The sequence below is a fragment of the Streptomyces sp. NBC_00038 genome, assembly GCF_026343635.1.
Taxonomy (GTDB): domain Bacteria; phylum Actinomycetota; class Actinomycetes; order Streptomycetales; family Streptomycetaceae; genus Streptomyces.
Genome location: NZ_JAPELQ010000001.1, coordinates 5,460,786 through 5,477,437, shown reverse-complemented (window position 1 = coordinate 5,477,437; position 16,652 = coordinate 5,460,786). Strand labels below are relative to the sequence as shown.

Annotated in this window: 16 protein-coding genes; 8 read left to right on the top strand and 8 right to left on the bottom strand. The window is 70.5% G+C overall.

What is annotated here, in order from left to right; all coding sequences use genetic code 11:
• Positions 1-145: 145 nt before the first annotated feature.
• The 4 genes from OG219_RS24745 to OG219_RS24730 all read left to right on the top strand — a co-directional run bounded on the left by OG219_RS24745 (position 146) and on the right by OG219_RS24730 (position 3,526).
• Positions 146-682, top strand: coding sequence for a SigE family RNA polymerase sigma factor (locus OG219_RS24745; protein ID WP_266836217.1), 537 nt, complete (start codon positions 146-148; stop codon positions 680-682).
• On the top strand, positions 679-1,443 hold the full coding sequence (locus tag OG219_RS24740) for a hypothetical protein (protein ID WP_266829931.1): 765 nt from the start codon (positions 679-681) through the stop codon (positions 1,441-1,443). Before OG219_RS24745 ends, OG219_RS24740 begins: the two co-directional genes overlap by 4 nt.
• Entirely contained in the window at positions 1,440-3,173 is a 1,734-nt protein-coding gene (locus tag OG219_RS24735) for a transglycosylase domain-containing protein (RefSeq protein ID WP_266829929.1), read from the top strand. Before OG219_RS24740 ends, OG219_RS24735 begins: the two co-directional genes overlap by 4 nt.
• Positions 3,174-3,304: 131 nt before the next feature.
• Positions 3,305-3,526, top strand: a complete 222-nt coding sequence (locus tag OG219_RS24730; protein WP_266457980.1) for a hypothetical protein — start codon at positions 3,305-3,307, stop codon at positions 3,524-3,526.
• A gap of 51 nt (positions 3,527-3,577) precedes the next feature.
• Here OG219_RS24730 and OG219_RS24725 read toward each other — a convergent pair whose 3' ends face one another.
• On the bottom strand, positions 3,578-5,644 hold the full coding sequence (locus OG219_RS24725; RefSeq protein WP_266829927.1) for a TerD family protein: 2,067 nt from the start codon (positions 5,642-5,644) through the stop codon (positions 3,578-3,580).
• A 199-nt stretch (positions 5,645-5,843) separates the two neighbouring features.
• On the opposite strand from OG219_RS24725, the gene OG219_RS24720 reads away from it, so the two are divergent.
• Positions 5,844-7,685 carry an alkyl/aryl-sulfatase gene (locus tag OG219_RS24720; RefSeq protein ID WP_266829925.1) on the top strand — a complete coding sequence of 614 codons (1,842 nt, stop codon included), beginning with the start codon at positions 5,844-5,846 and terminating at the stop codon, positions 7,683-7,685.
• A 19-nt stretch (positions 7,686-7,704) separates the two neighbouring features.
• Here the strand turns inward: OG219_RS24720 and OG219_RS24715 are convergent, their stop codons facing one another.
• The 3 genes from OG219_RS24715 to OG219_RS24705 form a co-directional block, all read right to left on the bottom strand.
• Positions 7,705-8,454: a TIGR03943 family protein gene (locus OG219_RS24715; protein ID WP_266829923.1), complete on the bottom strand. Its 750-nt coding sequence runs from the start codon at positions 8,452-8,454 to the stop codon at positions 7,705-7,707.
• Positions 8,451-9,440 carry a permease gene (locus tag OG219_RS24710; protein WP_266836216.1) on the bottom strand — a complete coding sequence of 330 codons (990 nt, stop codon included), beginning with the start codon at positions 9,438-9,440 and terminating at the stop codon, positions 8,451-8,453. The genes OG219_RS24715 and OG219_RS24710 overlap by 4 nt, the downstream gene beginning before the upstream one ends.
• A gap of 508 nt (positions 9,441-9,948) precedes the next feature.
• A complete protein-coding gene (locus OG219_RS24705; RefSeq protein WP_266829921.1) occupies positions 9,949-11,292 on the bottom strand; it encodes a helix-turn-helix transcriptional regulator in 1,344 nt (447 codons plus the stop codon).
• A gap of 152 nt (positions 11,293-11,444) precedes the next feature.
• Here OG219_RS24705 and OG219_RS24700 point away from each other — a divergent pair, with 152 nt between their 5' ends.
• Positions 11,445-11,606 carry a hypothetical protein gene (locus OG219_RS24700; protein ID WP_266829919.1) on the top strand — a complete coding sequence of 54 codons (162 nt, stop codon included), beginning with the start codon at positions 11,445-11,447 and terminating at the stop codon, positions 11,604-11,606.
• On the opposite strand, the gene OG219_RS24695 is transcribed toward OG219_RS24700, so the two are convergent.
• Both OG219_RS24695 and OG219_RS24690 read right to left on the bottom strand, forming a co-directional pair.
• Entirely contained in the window at positions 11,603-12,205 is a 603-nt protein-coding gene (locus tag OG219_RS24695; protein ID WP_266829917.1) for a DNA-binding response regulator, read from the bottom strand. The genes OG219_RS24700 and OG219_RS24695 overlap by 4 nt on opposite strands.
• Positions 12,202-13,485: a sensor histidine kinase gene (locus OG219_RS24690; protein ID WP_266829915.1), complete on the bottom strand. Its 1,284-nt coding sequence runs from the start codon at positions 13,483-13,485 to the stop codon at positions 12,202-12,204. The genes OG219_RS24695 and OG219_RS24690 overlap by 4 nt, the downstream gene beginning before the upstream one ends.
• 160 nt (positions 13,486-13,645) lie before the next feature.
• Here OG219_RS24690 and OG219_RS24685 point away from each other — a divergent pair, with 160 nt between their 5' ends.
• Both OG219_RS24685 and OG219_RS24680 read left to right on the top strand, forming a co-directional pair.
• Positions 13,646-14,050, top strand: coding sequence for a hypothetical protein (locus tag OG219_RS24685; RefSeq protein ID WP_266829913.1), 405 nt, complete (start codon positions 13,646-13,648; stop codon positions 14,048-14,050).
• On the top strand, positions 14,043-14,603 hold the full coding sequence (locus OG219_RS24680; protein ID WP_266829911.1) for a hypothetical protein: 561 nt from the start codon (positions 14,043-14,045) through the stop codon (positions 14,601-14,603). Before OG219_RS24685 ends, OG219_RS24680 begins: the two co-directional genes overlap by 8 nt.
• A 29-nt stretch (positions 14,604-14,632) precedes the next feature.
• On the opposite strand, the gene OG219_RS24675 is transcribed toward OG219_RS24680, so the two are convergent.
• Both OG219_RS24675 and OG219_RS24670 read right to left on the bottom strand, forming a co-directional pair.
• Positions 14,633-15,589, bottom strand: a complete 957-nt coding sequence (locus OG219_RS24675; protein ID WP_266829909.1) for a serine protein kinase RIO — start codon at positions 15,587-15,589, stop codon at positions 14,633-14,635.
• 335 nt (positions 15,590-15,924) lie between these two features.
• Positions 15,925-16,572, bottom strand: coding sequence for a Uma2 family endonuclease (locus tag OG219_RS24670; protein ID WP_266829907.1), 648 nt, complete (start codon positions 16,570-16,572; stop codon positions 15,925-15,927).
• Positions 16,573-16,652 lie beyond the last annotated feature (80 nt).

Sequence of the window (16,652 nt, the reverse complement as noted above, 5' to 3'; positions counted from 1 at the left end):
TCCCGACTCCCCCGCACCGCCCCATCCCCATCCCCCTCCTCCCCCCACGTACCCGATCCGAGGGACCCCGCCGGCCGTGCAGCAGACCTCATCCGACGCCCCCCAAGTCCCTTCCGCTTCCATGGATGGTTCCGTGGACGGTTCCATGGACGGTTCCGTCGAAGGTTCCGTGGAAGGCGACTTCGCCGAGTACGCCACCGCGGCCTGGCCCCGCCTCGTCCGCACCGCGCACATGCTCACCGGTGACTTCCACGAGGCCGAGGATCTCGTGCAGACCACGCTGGCCAAGGTGTACGCCCGCTGGCGGCGCATACCGCGCGACGACGTCGACTTCTACGTACGCCGCTCGCTGGTCAATAACAACCTCAGCCGGGTGCGCAGGAGACGGGTCGTCCATCTGCTGACCCCGTTCCTGCCCGAGCGGGTGCATCAGCGCGTACCGGGGCACGCCGAGGCCGTCGAGCAGCGGGCTGCCCTGAGTCAGGCGCTGAACTCCCTTTCGGCACGGCAGCGTGCCGTGCTGGTGCTGCGCTACTGGGACGACCTGGGCGAGGCCGAGATCGCGCAGCTGCTCGGCTGTTCGGTCGGCACGGTCAAGACCCATGCCCGGCGCGGCCTGGAGGCCCTGCGCGTCCACCCCTTGTTCGCCGGCCGCCACCCCGTTTCCGGAGCCCGCCCATGAACCACCCCTCCCGTTCCCAGCAGCCCCAACAGCTCCAGAGTCCTGCGGCCGAGGCGGAGCGGCTGCGCGAGGTGTTCGCCGAGGTCGCCTACGACGTCACGCCCTCCGTCGTCCCGATCGCGGCCATCGCGCGCGAAGGCCGCCGGCGCAGGCGGCGTCGTACGGCGGCCGTGCTCGGTGCCGCCTGCGGGGTGCTGCTCGTACCGCTGGCCGTGGTCGTGCTCCGCCAGGGTGTGCCCGCCGGGCCGGGCGAGCGCGAGCAGGTCACGCCCCCGGCCGCGAGCGTCTCTCCGACGCCTTCCGTTTCCATGCCGCACGCCGGGAAGGTGCGGGTCGTCACCCCCGGCGAGCGGGTGGAGGTCTCGCCGGGCACCAAGATCTGGCTGACGGAGGACGGCAAGCACTGGACCGAGCCCGACCAGCCCACCCAGTTCCGCAGCGTGACCGACGGCAACCTCGACCTGAGCAGTCCCGGTGTCAGCCTCCAGGAGTCGGGGCGCGAGGACGGCGTGTCCTTCCTCTCCGGCATCTTCTACGGCGAGGGCGAACCGGCCCTCGTCAGGATCGAGACCGTCGCGGGTGACATCGACGGTACGGCTCTCACGCTGGCGGGCGAGCCGGGCTGGGGCGTCTGGTACGCGGAGGTGAAGGTGTCGGCGGCCCTGAGGTCGTCATCGGATGGGCTGGGCGGCGTCACCGAGAGAGTCACGGTGTACGACTCGGCGGGCGGTGTGATCGCGAGCCAGGACTTCTCCTCGTGAGGCGCGGGATGAAGGCCGCCGTGCACGCGGCTGTACGGGCCGGTGCGACTGCCGCTCGCGCACATCGCGCCGGCCTCGTACGCCGTGTCCGTGCCCGCCGTACGCGGGTCCGACGCACCCGTGGCCGCCGGCTGCGCCGCGCCCTCGCCGTACTCCTCGTCCTCCTCCTCTCCCTCGTCGGCGCGGCCGTGGTGGCGTACCGGATGACGGACATTCCCGAGCCGCACCCCGAGACGGCGATGCAGAGCACGGTCTTCGTCGACTCGCACGGCGAGTACCTGGGCCGGCGCGGTCCGGTGGACCGGCAGGAGGTGCCGTTGTCCCAAGTCCCGCGCCACGTACAGGAAGCGGTGATCGCCGCCGAGAACCGGTCCTTCCGTACGGACACGGGGATCGCCCCGACCGCGATCGCGCGGGCGGCGCTCGCCGCGGTGACCGGGGGTGCCCCCCAGGGCGGTTCGACGATCACGCAGCAGTACGTGAAGAACGCGCTGCTGAGCCCCGAGCAGACGTTGTCCCGCAAGGCGCGGGAAGCCCTGATCGCGGTCAAGCTGGACCGGACCCGGTCGAAGGACGAGATCCTTCAGGGGTACCTCAACACGGTCTACTTCGGGCGGGGAGCGGCGGGCATCCAGGCCGCCGCCCGGAACTACTTCGGCGTGGACGCAAAGGAATTGACGGTCAGTCAGGGAGCGGCGCTCGCGAGCATCGTCAACATCCCCTCGTACTACGAGAAGGCGGGCTCCGATCCGGAGGTGACGGCGAAACTGGTGAGCCGGTGGGAGTGGGTGCTCGACGCGATGTCCGACAGCGGTGCCATCACGGCCGCCCAGCGGGGCTCGGCGCGCTTCCCCGCCTTCCGCTTCTATCCGCCGGGTGACACGGACGGGCAGCGCCAGTACCTGATCGACGCTGCCGCGGCGGAGGCGGCCGACCGGCTCGGCATCACCCAGGACGAGCTGGCCCGCGGCGGCTACACCGTCCACACCACCTTCGACCTGGCGGCCCAGAACGCGGCGGCGGAACTGGTGGCCGACGCCAAGCCTTCAGGCAAACCTTCAGGCAAGGACGGCAAGGATCTCCAACTCCACACCTCCGTCGTCGCGTTGGTGCCCGGCGACGGCGCGGTCCGCGTGCTGTACGGCGGCGCGGACTACGCCAGGCAGCCCTTCAACGAGGCGCTGGACGGCGCGGTGGAGGCGGGCACGGCCCTCGAGCCGTTCGCCTGGACGAAACTCGGCGATCCGCTGTCCGGCCTGCCGCGCGAGACCGCGCCCACGCCGCTGCGGCTGGCGTCGGCATGGGCCACGGCGGCGGCCCACGGCACGTACGCCACGCCCTACACGGTCGGGAAGATCACCCGGGCCGGACACACCGTGTACACGGCCCGCCCCCGCACCCGCAGCGCGATGGAGCCGTACGCCGGAGAGGTGATCGCCAAATACGCGTACAGCGACTCCGGCCCCCCGGCCACGCACACCGGCGGCGCCGGAACCCGCACCCTCTGGCAGACCACGTACGACGAACAGCTCACCGTCACCGTCGCCCTCTTCGCCCAGCACCCCGCCGAGGGCAAACTCCCGGCCCGCACGGCCCAGCTCCCCTCCGGCACCTCCGACCTGGGCCTCCGCATCGGCGCGGACGTCCGCAACCGCCTGGTTCCGTCCCCCTGGGGCGCGGCGATTCCGGCCCCGAAACCGACATCCGAGCCCGAGCGCAACCCAGAGTGACCGGCCGTGAGACCCCCGCACCCCCGCCAAGATCAGGCAGCCATCCCCTGACCCGCGAACTCCATCCAGAGCCGGGATCGAGACCTTCAAGCTCTACCGCGCGAAAAAATAGGGCCCATACTGGTTCTACGATGACGAAGCCATCCGCGCCCCGGCGCCACCTGCCCACCAGCCCCTTCGCCGCCCCGGTCGTCCCCGTGGCCAAGGAGTTCGCCCTCGGAGACCGTGTCTCCCACGACCAGTACGGCCTGGGCACGATCGTCGGCGTCGAAGAGGGCATCGCGATGCTCGTCGACTTCGGCGCCCGCCAGGTCCGCGTCCTCAGCCCCTACACCCGGATGGACCGTCTCTGACCCACCCGCAGTGACTGGTCCGTCACCCGTCCACCTCGACCCTTGTCCACCTCACCCCGCGCCACCCGCCTCCACACCTTGCGGAGCCCGCGGTGCGCGGCGGTCGAGGTGGACGACTACGTTCGTGTGAAAACGGTCGACGGATTCATCGACGCTGCGGATGAAGCCGGACTCCGCATTGCCGCGGGTGTTGCCCATACCCCGGAACAGGGAGAGCCGGAACCCTGAGATCCGGGCGCCGTTCTTGGGCAGCACGTCCGCCGGTTCGGGGCGGAGCCGCTCCAGTGTGCCTCGCGGTCCACCCATCTCACCTGCGACGAGGGTCTCGACGTGCAGGTCGGCCGGGGCCTCGTCGAGCCGGCGGACGAGCCGCTTGGCCCAGGTGAGCGGGTAACCCTGTTCGGGCACCGCGATCTCGATGGACGTACGCAGCTTGCCCGTGCGCAGGTCCGCGCAGAGGGCGAGGATGCCGGGCGTTCCCTCGATACGCAGTTCGGCGTCCAGCTTCCCGTCCAGGCAGAGCTGATCCGCCAGGGCCACGCGGCGGGCCCGGGGATCCGTGCCGCGCTTGGCCCGCTGGACGGGCAGCACCTTCTGCCCCAGTTCGCCGCCGAGCCGCAGGCACACCTGCCGGACGAGCCGCTCCCAGCTCTCGACGACGTGCACCGCCCGCGGGTCGCCCTGGCACAGCGTCTCGTCGTCGATCCCCTTGCGCACGGGCACCCAGGCCGGGCCCATGTTCTGGAAACCGTGGCAGCCGGAGTTCTCGTGCTGGAGGTAGTGCAGGAGCTCCTGGAGCAGCCAGGCGTGGGCGGCGTTGGCGACACCCTCGTGGCGGATCAGCATCTGCGCCTGATGGGTCACCTCGGCCCACGACAGATGCCAGAGCGCCACCTTGTTCTTGCGCCGTCCGTCCATCTTGACGTCGACGAGTGGAGTGCCGTCCAGCTGCACGTCGTTGGACAGGGTGATCACGGCCTCGTAGCCCCGCCGCGCGGCGATGTCGGCGTACGCCTGAACCTGGTCCGGCTTGAGGGCGTTCCCGTTCGTCTTCGTCTCCACGAGCGCGGTCCACAGCTTGCCCGCCCGCTCGACCCGGATCACGCCGTCCGGCCGCCGTGGAGAATCCCCGTTCGGCAGGGAGACCTCCGTGAACGTCTCCATCCGCCCGGCCGGCGCTCCGAAGGCCGCCGTCAGCCGACGGCCGAACTCCGGCACCTGCGCCATCACCGAGAGCAGCACGGACGTCGCCCGGGTCTCCCTCTCCCGGTCGCTCTTCAGAGCGGAGGCGGGGAAGAGCCGGGCAGTCCGCCAGGATTCGTTCTCGGCGAGGGACTTCTTGGCCACCCTGGGCAGGGTGATCTTCTTCTTGGCGGTACGAGGGCGTGGCGCCGCCTTGGCGACCGGGGCCTCAACGGGCGCGCTCACCGTCTCTGCCTGCGCCTGCGCCGGGATGGGAATGGCGACGGCCGAGGCATTCGTGGCCGAGGTCAGCGCATGAGTGGCCGAGGCAACGGCCTCCGCCACTGCCTCCCCGTCCTCCGGTTCCACCTCCGCGTCCTCCGGCTCCGCCTCGTCGTCGATGTCGACGCCGAAGTCGGTGGCCAGACCGGCGAGCCCCGACTCGTACCCCTGTCCGATCGCCCGGAATTTCCAGTCGCCGCCCCGCCGGTAGAGCTCACCGAACAGCAGTGCGCTGACCGCTCCGGCGTCCTCGATGGAGAACCGCAGCAGGTTCTCCCCGGCGCCGTCGGCGAGCGACAGACGAAGGTCGTGCAGATCCCCGAATCTGGCCCCTTCGTAGCGGCTCGCGGCGACGACGATCTGCTCGACCTCCGGTGGAATCGCGGTCAGGTCGAAGGTCATGCGGTCTTCGTTGCCGTCCTCCGTGGGGGACTTGCCCAGGAGTTGCACGCACCCGTCGGGCGCGACGGGGTTGTTGTAGAAGTAGAAGTCCGTGTCGGCGCGTACTTTGCCGTCAGCGGTCAGCAGGAGTACCGAGACATCCGCGTCGCCCTCCCCTGTCGGGCTGCTCCAGCTCAGGCTCACCATCACGGAGCCGGTGTCCTCGCTCAAGGACGCCAGACCCACGTTGCCGCCTTTGACCATCTCGTGCATGAGGCCCCCCAGATGCACAGCCGTCAGGAACCCCCGGCGGCCTGTTTCGTAGCAGTGTGTGACGCGCCCCACACCCAGCGCATCATGGTCACACTACGCCGCACTTGGAGCATTGGCGGCGGTTCGTCACTGCCGGTGCCCCCAGCCCGAACGGCCCACCCCGCTAGCTCCGCGCCCGTGTGCCGCACAGGCTGGCCCCATGGATGCCGCGTCGCGCGATGAGTTGCCCTTCGAGGACCTGACCGACTTCGAGAACGCTGATCGGGGGTTCATCGCGGCGTTGGTGCCCGGGGTGGTGAGGGACGGGGAGGGGCGGGTCGTCTATGACGGGGACGCGTACGGGTTTCTGGAGGACGACTGTCCTGGGAGTGCTCATCCCAGTCTGTGGCGGCAGGCGCGGTTGTGTGCGCGGCAGGGGTTGTACGAGGTCACCGAGGGTGTTTATCAGGTGCGGGGGCTCGACCTGTCGAACATGACGGTCGTCGAGGGCGAGCGGGGTGTGATCGTCGTCGACCCGTTGATTTCCGTGGAGTGCGCGGCGGCGGCGCTCGCGCTGTACCGCGAGCACCGTGGGCAGCGGGCCGTCACCGGTCTCGTCTACACGCACTCGCACGGCGATCATTTCGGCGGCGCCCGGGGTGTGCTGCCGCACGGTGCCGAGGAGGGCGTGCCGATTCTGGCTCCGGCGGGCTTTCTGGAGCACGCCGTCAGCGAGAACGTGTACGCGGGCAACGCGATGACCCGACGCGCGAGCTTCATGTACGGCGACCGGCTGCCCAAGGCTCCCGACGGCCAGATCGGCGCGGGCCTCGGCACGACCACCTCCACCGGGACCATCAGCCTGATCCCGCCGACCGTGGACATCACGCACACCGGGCAGGAGGAGACAGTCGACGGCGTCCGGATCGTCTTCCAGCTCACCCCCGGCACCGAGGCGCCGGCCGAGATGAACTTCCTTTTCCCCGAGCGGCGCGCGCTGTGCCTGGCCGAGAACGCGACCCACAACATGCACAACATCCTGACCCTGCGCGGCGCCGTCGTCCGCGACGCGCGCGTCTGGGCCCGCTACCTCGACGAGGCCATCGACTTCTTCGGCGACACGTACGACGTCGCCTTCGCCTCCCACCACTGGCCGACCTGGGGACGCGAGAACGTCATCCGCTTCCTCGCCGAGCAGCGCGACCTGTACGCGTACATGCACGACCAGACGCTGCGCCTGCTCAACAACGGCCTGACGGGAACCGAGATCGCCGAGGAGATGCGGCTGCCGCCCGCACTGGAGCAGTCCTGGCACGCGCGCGGCTACTACGGGTCACTGAGTCACAACGTCAAGGCGGTCTACCAGCGGTACATGGGCTGGTACGACGGCAACCCCGCCCACCTCTGGGAGCATCCGCCGGTCGAACTCGCGCGGCGCTACGTGGACCTGGCGGGCGGCGCGGAGTGGGCGCTCGCGAAGGCCCGTGCGTACGCCGACGAAGGCGATCTCCGTTTCGCCGCCACGCTCCTCAACCACGTGGTCTTCGCCGAACCCGGGAACACGGAGGCCAAGGAGACCCTCGCGGGCGTCTACGACAGGCTCGGGCAGGGTTCGGAGAACGGGCCCTGGCGCAACTTCTACCTGACCGCCGCCATGGAGCTGCGCAAGGGGGCGGGCCGCGTCACCCTCGACACCGCCAACGCCGAGCTGGCCTCCGCCCTCACCGTGAGCATGCTCCTGGACTCCCTCGCCGTGCGGATCGACGGCCCGCGCGCCTGGGACGACCGCCTCACCCTCGACCTCGTCGTCATCGACGAGCAGCGCCGCCACCGCGTGAACCTCCACAACGGCGCCCTCACCCACCGCGCGATGCCCGTCCACCACACCCCGAAACCGCACGCCGGCCTCACCCTCATCCTCACCAGGGCCGAACTTCTCGGCGTCCTCGCAGGCCAGGGCCTCACCGGCATCGAGACGGACGGCGACCCGGAACTCCTGGCCCGCCTCCTCTCGTACGCGTCGGAGCCGCCGGACAAGGCCTTCCCCGTCGTGACGCCTTAGGGCCTGTCGCGGGCGGGGATCAGCGGCGCTCGTACGGGTTCGCCGGCTCCTTCACCGTCTTCACCGACGTCGAGTCCAGTACGGGTGGCCACGCCTCGTCCGAGCCGAGCTTGCCCTTGGGGTGCCAGGTGCCGGTGACGGTGACCCAGGTGTCGTTCACGGGGGCGTCGGCGCCCTTGATCTCGATCTTGTACGTGCTCGCGTCCGCCGCGCAGCACGTGATGAGGAGCCGGGCCAGGTACCAGGTGCCGTTGTCTCCCCGGGTGACGAAGCCCGTCATCCGGACGGCGCGGCCCGTCAGCGACTTGCCGCTGTCGTAGATCGCCCGGGAGGTGTACTCGCCCAGGGTCAGGGCGACGGGGTCCCCGGAGGGGAGTGCCGGGAAGGTTCCCACGCCCTGGGCCGCGCGCTGTTCGGCCTCGCGGTCGGCGCTGTACGAGCCGAGGGCGGGGGGCGGGAAGAGGAGGAGGGCTGCGGCGGGGACGGTGAGGAGCCAGGCGATTCGGGGGGTGCGGTGGTGGTTGTGGCCGTGGTCCTCGTCCCCGGCTTGGGCGTCGGCTTCGTCTTCGTCTTCGGCCTCGTGGTCGTGCGTTCGCGTTGCTCGTACGGCGCTCAGGGCGCCCAGCGCCAGCAGCAGTACGCCGGACGCGATCAGGTACACCTTCAGCCCCGACTGCACGTACCGCAGGTACAGGTCGCTGAAGACGGTGATCCTCAGTACCGCCGCCCCGCTGAGCAGCAACAGCAACGCGGGCCCGTAGCGCCTCACAGCAGCCACCACCCGACCAGGACACTGCTCACCAGAGCCACCACCCATGTCACGGAGGAGAAGCGCACCGCGAAGGACTTGCCGAAGGTTCCCGCCTGGAGGGCGATCAGTTTCAGGTCGACCATCGGGCCGACCACCATGAAGGCAAGGCGTGCGGTCGGCGAGAAGCCCGTCAGGGACGCGGCCACAAAGGCGTCGGCCTCGCTGCACACGCACAGCACTACGGCCAGTACGGCGAGCAGCAGTACCGACAGCCACGGGGAGCCGGTGAAGAGGTCGAGGATCGACCTCGGGACCGCGATGTTGAAGGTCGCGGCGGCCGCCGCGCCGAGGACGAGGAAGCCGCCCGCGTGCAGGAAGTCGTGCTGGAGGCCGGCGCGGAAGCCGTCCCAGCGGGAGCCGGTGTTCTTCCTGCGGGCCGGCTTCGGCAGCCGGATCCACTCGTCCCGTCCGAAGCGGACCCACAGCCAGCCCATCACGACGGCCGTCGCGAGGGACGCGAGCAGCCGGGCGAGGACCATCATCGGGTTGGCCGGGAACGCGATCGACGTGGCGACCAGCACGACTGGGTTGATCGCTGGCGCGGACAGCAGGAACGCCAGGGCGGCGGCCGGGGTGACCCCGCGGCGCATCAGGCTTCCCGCGACCGGGACCGAGGCGCACTCGCAGCCCGGCAGTACGACGCCGGCTGCTCCGGCCACGGGGACCGCCAGTGCCGGGTTGCTGGGGAGCAGTTTGTTGAAGACTCGCTCGGGGACGAACGCGCCTATCGCCGCCGATACGAGGGTGCCGAGCAGGAGGAAGGGGACGCCTTGCACTGTGACCGCCGTGAAGACCGTCCACCATGCCGACATCGCCGGGGTGGCCAGGTCCAGGGCGACCATCGGGCCCAGCACCGAGACGACGGTGCCTATCGCGAGCAGCGCGAGGCCGCCGACGATCAGGTAGAAGAGGGTGCGGGCGGCGAGGCGGGCACCGTCGGCCAGCCCGCGCCGGGGCGCCGGGTAGTGCTGGTTCTCCACGCGCCTGGTTCCCGCCTGCCCTTGGATGTACCGGTTGTACGCCGTCCGCAGGCTAACCGGGGGCGCTGTGCGGGGGCACGTAATCCTCAAAGAGGGGGCTGTGCGGGGGGGCTGGGGGTGGGGTGGTTTTTTCGCCCCCTCCGCCCCTACCCGTCCCTTGCTTCTGGGGGCTGCCGCCCCCAGACCCCCGCATCGCGCTGACGCGCTCGTCCTCAAACGCCGGACGGGCTGAAAGATCTCCCCGGCCGGGGCTGGTAGATCTGCCGACCGGGGTTGAAGGTTTGCCAGCCGGGGCTGAAGGTCTGCTGCCCGGGCTGAGAGATCCGCCAGCCGGGCTGAAAGGTCTGCCGGCCGGGGCTAAAGATTTCAGCGCCTGGCCGGGGAAAAATTCAGCCCCTCCGGCGTTTGAGGAGCGGGGTCTGGGGCGGAGCCCCAGGTACGGGACGGGTAGGGGCGGAGGGGGCGAAAGAACTCACAGCGGGGGCTGGGCCGGGGCCGGGCCCAGGGTGGTGGTGCCGGGGGCCGTGCGGTGGCCGAGGCCCGTGCGGTAGGCGTCGAGGGCGGCCTCGACGCGGCCCGTGCGGCGCAGGAGGTCGCCGAGGAGCCGACAGAGATCGGCGAGGTCGCCCGCCGCACCGGCCCGCTCCAGGAGGCTCAGCGCACGGACGTAGTGCTCCTCCGCCGACTCCGTGTCCCGGGCATCCTCCGCGATGATCCCGAGGAGTCGATGCGCACCGGCGGAGTGGACGGCCCCACGCTCGGGACTGAGGTCACCGAGCACCTCGTGGAGGAGCCCCGCGGCCTCCTCGGACTTGCCGCGCCGATGGAGCACGTCGGCCAGTTCGACGGCGACCTGGCTGGTGTAGAGCGCGGCACGCTTGGCGGAGAGCATGGCCTGCGCCTCCCGCAACTCACCCTCGGCCCGCGCCAGTTCACCGTTCTGGGCGTACAAATAGCCGCGCATCCAGTGACAGTTGGCGAGCTCCGTACGGATCTGAAGCTGGCGATAGAGCTCGGCAGCCTTGGCGAGAGACGCGTCGGCCTCCGCCATCCGCCCCTCGGCGATCATCGTCCGGGCGACCGACCGATGCATCCGGGCCACCAGCGCGGGATCGCCCACCTGCGGCGCCAGCGCGAGGGCGAGCTCGGCGGCCTGGGCGGCACGGGCCTGCGCACCCATGTCCATGTAGGGCGCGATGATGCCGGTGTAGAGGAGCAGGAGGGCATCCGGGTCGTGCATTCCGGTGCGGTTCAGTTCGTCGAGGGTGGACTCGAACAGGTAGCAGGAGTAGCGGAGTTCACCGGCGAGGTAGTGGGACACGGCACGGCCACGGATGGCCGGCACGCGGTTCGGCAACGGAGCGTCGCCCAACCGCTCCTCGGACTCCTCGAACCGCTTGCGCGCAGTTTCCAGATCCCCGGTCTCCAGGGCGCATTCGCCGAGCCCAAGGAGCGCGGCGGCCTGCTCGGCGACAAGCCCGTGCGCCTCCGCCTCCGCGAGGAGTCCGTCGTACTGCTCCGCCGCGACCTCGGCCTCACCCGTGGCGAGAGTGCGCTGCGCGTCGGTGAGCCGCAGCCGCAGGTCGGTGGCGAGGTGGGCGGGTCGGCCGGTGGCCAGTTCCTCGTACGCCACCCCGAGCCGCTCGGCGATGTGCCTGAGCGCCGGCTCGGAGGCCCGCACCCGCCCGGCCTCCAAGGTGGAAATGTAGGCGGGCGTATACACGGGCTCCGCCAATTGCTTCTGCGTCAACCCGCGTGCCGTACGCAGCTGCTGCACCCTGCGCCCGATGATCTCCGGTCCGTCACGCTCCGCCATGACTTAAGCATGCCAGTAAGCCGAGTTACATTCGGTCAAGTCCTGACTAATATCCAACTCCCCTTGTTCCCCTTGCCCTTTGACACTCCCAACCCCTACGTTAAGCGCGAGATTAAGCCCGCTTAATACGCCGCTGTCGTTGCGAGGTCGCCATGCTCCGACGTATTACCGTCCGCTACTCAAGGGGTTTCGGCGCCGCCGTCATCGCCATCGCGGCTCTGCTGCTCGCGGCGAACACGGGGCCCGCGCGAGCGGCCGAGCCCGCACCGGTTCCGGTTTCGGTCCCGGTCCCGGTCCCGGCCGTGACTCGCTAGATCCAGCCTTCCTCCCAGGCCCGATGGGCCGCCGCGTGCCGTGAGTTGGCGTTGAGCTTGGACATGGCCGCCGACAGGTAGTTGCGGACGGTGCCCGGGGCGAGGCCGACCCGGGTGGCGATCTCCTTGACCGAGGCGCCGGTGCGAGCCGCTCGCAGTACGTCCAGTTCCCGGTCGCTGAGCGGGCAGTCGTCCTCGGTCAGCGCGGACGCGGCGATGTCGGAATCGACGTACCGGCGGCCCGCGGCGACGTCACGGATGATCTCCGCCAGCCTGACCGCGGGCGTCGTCTTGGGCACGAACCCGCTGACCCCGGCGGCCAGGGCACGGCGCAGCACTCCCGGCCGCGCGTGCCGGGTGACCATGACGATCCGGGTGGGCAGTTCCGCGCGGATCTGTTCGGCGGCGGTCAGGCCGTCGGCCGGCGGCATCTCCAGGTCCAGTACGGCGATGTCGGGACAGTGCTCGCGCGCCAGCCGTACGGCGTCGGTGGAGGTGGCCGCCTGGGCGACCACGCTGAGGTCGTCCTCCAGGTCCAGCAGGGCGGCCAGGGCGCTCCTGAGGAGCTCCTCGTCGTCGGCCAGCAACAGCCGGATCATCCCGCCGCCCCCTCGGAGTCCACGTGCGCGCCTGCTTCCACCGGCAGCGACGCCGCCACCATGAAGCTGTCCTCCTTGTGCTCCCAGGTCAGTTCGCCTCCGGCGGCCTCCAGGCGCTCGGCCAGGGTGCGCAGCCCGGTGCCTGTGTCCATGCCCGAGCGGGGCGGGCCGGCCGCGCCGTCGTTGCTCACCCGCAGGCGGGCGAAGCCGTTGGTGAGGCGGTAGTCGACCTCGGCCCGGCGCGCCTGGCTGTGGCGCAGCACGTTGGTGGTGGCCTCCCGCATCACCAGGCCGAGGAGATGCCGTCCGGCGGGCGGAAGGCTGTCGGCGTCGAAGCCAGCCTCGGCGTCGGCGGGTTCGATGTGCAGCCGGGCGTCTATGTCGGCCGCGGCGAGGACCCTCGCCGCGTTGGTGATCTCCGCGTCCAGGGAGGTGCGGCGATAGCCCTGCACCACGGCGCGGGTGTCGGTGAGCGCGTCGGTGGCCAGCCGCTGCACGTCCTTCATCTCGGCGGCGGCCCGCGCCGGGTCTGCCTCGACGAGCCGTGCGGCCAACTCGCCCTTGAGTGCGATCACTTGCAGGTGGTGGCCCTGGATGTCGTGCAGGTCGGCGGCGAACCGCAAACGCTCGTCCTTGACCGCCAGTTCGGCGGCGAGCCCGCGGGCCCGGTTGAGGCGACCGGCGACGTCCCAGCCCCACAGCATGCCCAGCGTGATCCAGGCGACGGAGGCGACCATGACGGCCGGGAACGCCGCCGCTTGGACCGGCCCGTCGCCGCAGGCCAGGGCGACGGCCCCGCCGAGCACCGCCGCGACGGCCACCGCTCCGGCGATCAACTCCCGCCTGCGCCGGGGCGACAGGAACGTCGCCGCGACCGTGACCATCGTGGCGGGCGCGTACGACCAGAGCTCGTAGTTCCGGACGGCGAGCGCGACCCCGCCGAGCAGGGCGGCACCCGCGCTCCCTGCGGTCAGCCATGCCACGGGCGGCCGCTCGCGCACGCTGTCGGGAGCGCCGGCCGGGGCGATCGCCACCCGGCGACTGAGCAGCACCGCACTCGCCACCGCCGTGGCCGCCAGGCCGACCGCACCGGGAATCCGCGCCCAGGCCGCGACGTCCGGGTCGAGGACCCACTCCCCGACGAAGAAGACGAGGAAGAACTCGGTGGTGCCGATGAGACTCCACCAGGTGTATCGGTGGAAGCCCGTCAGCCCTGTCTGGCCCGTCAGCCCTGCCGGTCCTGCCGGTCCTGCCCCCTGGTCGTTCGGCGCGTCACGCACGCGGTCATTGTCGCAACGGGACCGACGGAGATGACAGTTGTCACGCGGCGATGTGACAACTCCACGTCCACTCATGCGGGTTCGGCACTACTGGCGGTAGTCCGCCTTCGCCAGTCTGGGCAGCACGAGATACCCCGCCCCGGTATTCAGGAGCTGCCCCGTGAAAACCCTGACGACGAACAAACGCTTCCTCCGGCACTACCTGGAGATGGTCGCCGCGATGGCCGTCGGAATGGTGGTCCTCGGTCCGGTGCTGCGCGGCGTCCTGTGGCTCGCCAGCCTTGAATTCCCGTCCCAGTACGCGGAGTTGGTCTGCCTGGAGATGGCGTTCGACATGTCGGCCGGGATGGTCGTCTGGATGCGCCACCGAGGTCACGCCTGGGCCGGAACCCTCGAAATGGCGGGCGCCATGTTCGCCCCGTTCCTCGTGCTGTTCCCGCTGCTGTGGCTGGGCGCCCTCTCGGGCGAGTCCCTGCTCCTCCTGGAGCACGTACTGATGCTCCCGCTCATGTTCCTGCTGATGCTGCGCCGTCGCGGCGAGTACGGAGGTTCGTCCCATGGCTGACACCACATCCACCCGCGGCAACCGGACCCACTGGCTGCTCCGGCGCTGGCCCACCGCCCTGGCCGTCGCGGTGGCGGCCCTCACCCTGAACGGTCCCGACGCCGACAGCGAACTCGCGCACATACTCCCGCTGCTGCCCCTGGAGTACCTGATCGTCGCCAAGTTGAGCAGCCGCCGGGCCACTTGGCCGGTGATCAGCGTGGCGTTCGCGGTCACGCTGATCCTGGGCGCGGTGGACGTGGTCCCGCCGTCCACCGTCTTCGCCGCCGTGGCACTGGTCGTCCTGGTCTGGGGCGCGCTCGACGGGCAGTTGTCGCGGCCCGGCCCGTTCCGGGTCCAGACCCTGGGCATGCTCGGCTTCGGTGCGGTGGCCCTGGCCGGGCTGGTCGTGGACCCCGATCTCGGCCGTTGGCTGGTGGCGGCCGGCTGGTTCCTGCACGGGATCTGGGACTTCGCCTACATCAAGCTCGACAAGGTGGTGTCCCGTACGTACGCGGAGTGGTGCGGGGTCCTCGACATCCTCGTCGCGGCCGGACTGATCTTCCTGTTCTAGCCGACCGCCCGGCCGCCCGACCGCCTGGTTCAGAAGGCGTGCGCCATCAGTTCCGCGAACAGCGCGTGCTCGTCGACGTCGAGGCCCCGCGAGCGGAACCAGCCGCAGATGTTGGCGCAGTCGCGCTGGAGGAAGGTCATCCCGTTGAGGTTGCCGACCAGGTCGACGATCTGTGGCAGGTCGATGATGACCAGCCGTTCGTCCGCCGCCAGGATGTTGTACGCCGAGAGGTCGCCGTGTACGAGGCCGTTCTGCACCATCGTCGCGAGCGCGTCGGTGAGTTGCTCGAAGTACGCCGCGAGCAGCTCGGGGGAGGGTCGGGTCTGGGCGAGCCGGGGCGCGGTCTGGACGGCGCCGTCCTCGTCGACGACGGTGATCCACTCCATCAGGATCTCGGTGCCGTCGATCTGGACCGGGTAGGGAACCGGCAGCCCGAGGTCCCAGAGCCGCACCAGCGCACCCCACTCGGACACCGCCCACTCGCCGGCCGCGACCTGCCGGCCGAAGGTGCTCTTCCGCTTGAGGGCCCGCTCGTCACGTGAGCGCCTCATCGAGCGGCCCTCGGTGTAGGACGCGGAGCGGTGGAAGGTCCGGTGCTCGGGAGAGCGGTACCGCTTGGCCGCCATGACCACACCGGCGGCGGGGTCGAGCGGGTCGGCACGCTCGACGAGGTGGACCTCGGCCTCCTTGCCGGTCTTGAGGACGCCGAGCTCGGTGTCGATGGCGCCCTGCGAGGTCACCACCCAGTCCGGGCGCGGCTCGGGGCCGCGGCAGAGGGGTTCGACGCTGAGCCAGGTCGACCAGCGTCGGCCGTCCTCAAGGTCGTCGTAGGCATGGAAGTCGAAGACGAACCGGTCGTCGACGTCGCCCAGGTCGTCCCGCGGCGGGACGCGGCGGTAGGGGTCGGCGCTGAAGTCGTCAGGAAATGCGGGGTGTTGAGGCCGCTGAGGGTTCTGAGGGTGCTGCGAGAGATCGTCGTGAGACATCGCTGGAGGTGCTCCATGAGGTGAGAGGGAGGCGGTCGGCGGGCAGGCCGAGGACAGTCGTGTTCACGGTCGTGCCTCCTCTCGTGGAGCACCGGGCAGCTCCCGGTGTGCCGCCCATGGTGAGGGGCGGACACGGGGAGCGGCAACCGAATAAAACCGGCCCGCGTCGAGCGGCCCGGCGGTGTCGTACGTTGCCGGCGTGATCCTCCGTACCGGGCTCGTCGCGGCCCTCCGTGCGCTGACGCGTCGGCCGGGTCGTTGTCGGCCGGACCCCGACGCCCGGTGCGAGCGGGATCGGAGACCCGTACTTCTCGTTCGGCCGACATCCGGCTCGTTCAGAACTCCGCGGTGTCCAGCTCGAACCCGAGGGGGGCGGGCAGCGGCACCGCCAGGCCCAGCTTGTGCTTGGGCCCCTTGGTGTAGTCATCGCCCGACGGCTCCGAGTACACCACCACCTCGCCCTCCTCCCGGTCGATCAGGAGGTAGATCGGGATGCCCGCACGGGCGTAGCCGCGGATCTTCTTCTCACGGTCGCGGGCGGCCGTCGAGTCCGAGGTGACCTCTGCGACCAGAAGCACCCCGGAGGGGGCGTGCCACTCCTCCTCGTCGTGGAAGCTGCCCTTCGGCGCGACAACCAGGTCGGGGATGACATGACCGGTCTCGGAAGCACCGGGGACGTTCAGGCCGATGCCCGTGTAATTGCGCAAGGTGCGGTCGGTCCGTCGGGCGATGACCTGCTCCACGACTTCCGACACGATCCCCTCGTGCTCCCCATTCGCCGGTGGCACCACGTAGATCTCCCCTTCGACCAGCTCCACGCGCCAGCCCTCGGGGGCAGCCGCACTGAACAGCTCGAAGGCCTGCTCGACGCTTACGCCGCCCGTGTAGTGGGGCAGCTCGTATTCGCCGTCAGGATCGTCGTAGGGACCGTGGATGGCCTCACCCTGGTACCCCGGCATGATGATCGGCTCCGCCGTCCCCATGACAGACCTCCTTCGCTCAGCGCGACAGTCCCAGGGTAGACCGACAGCCCACATACGGAATCCGGAACGATTCACTCGAA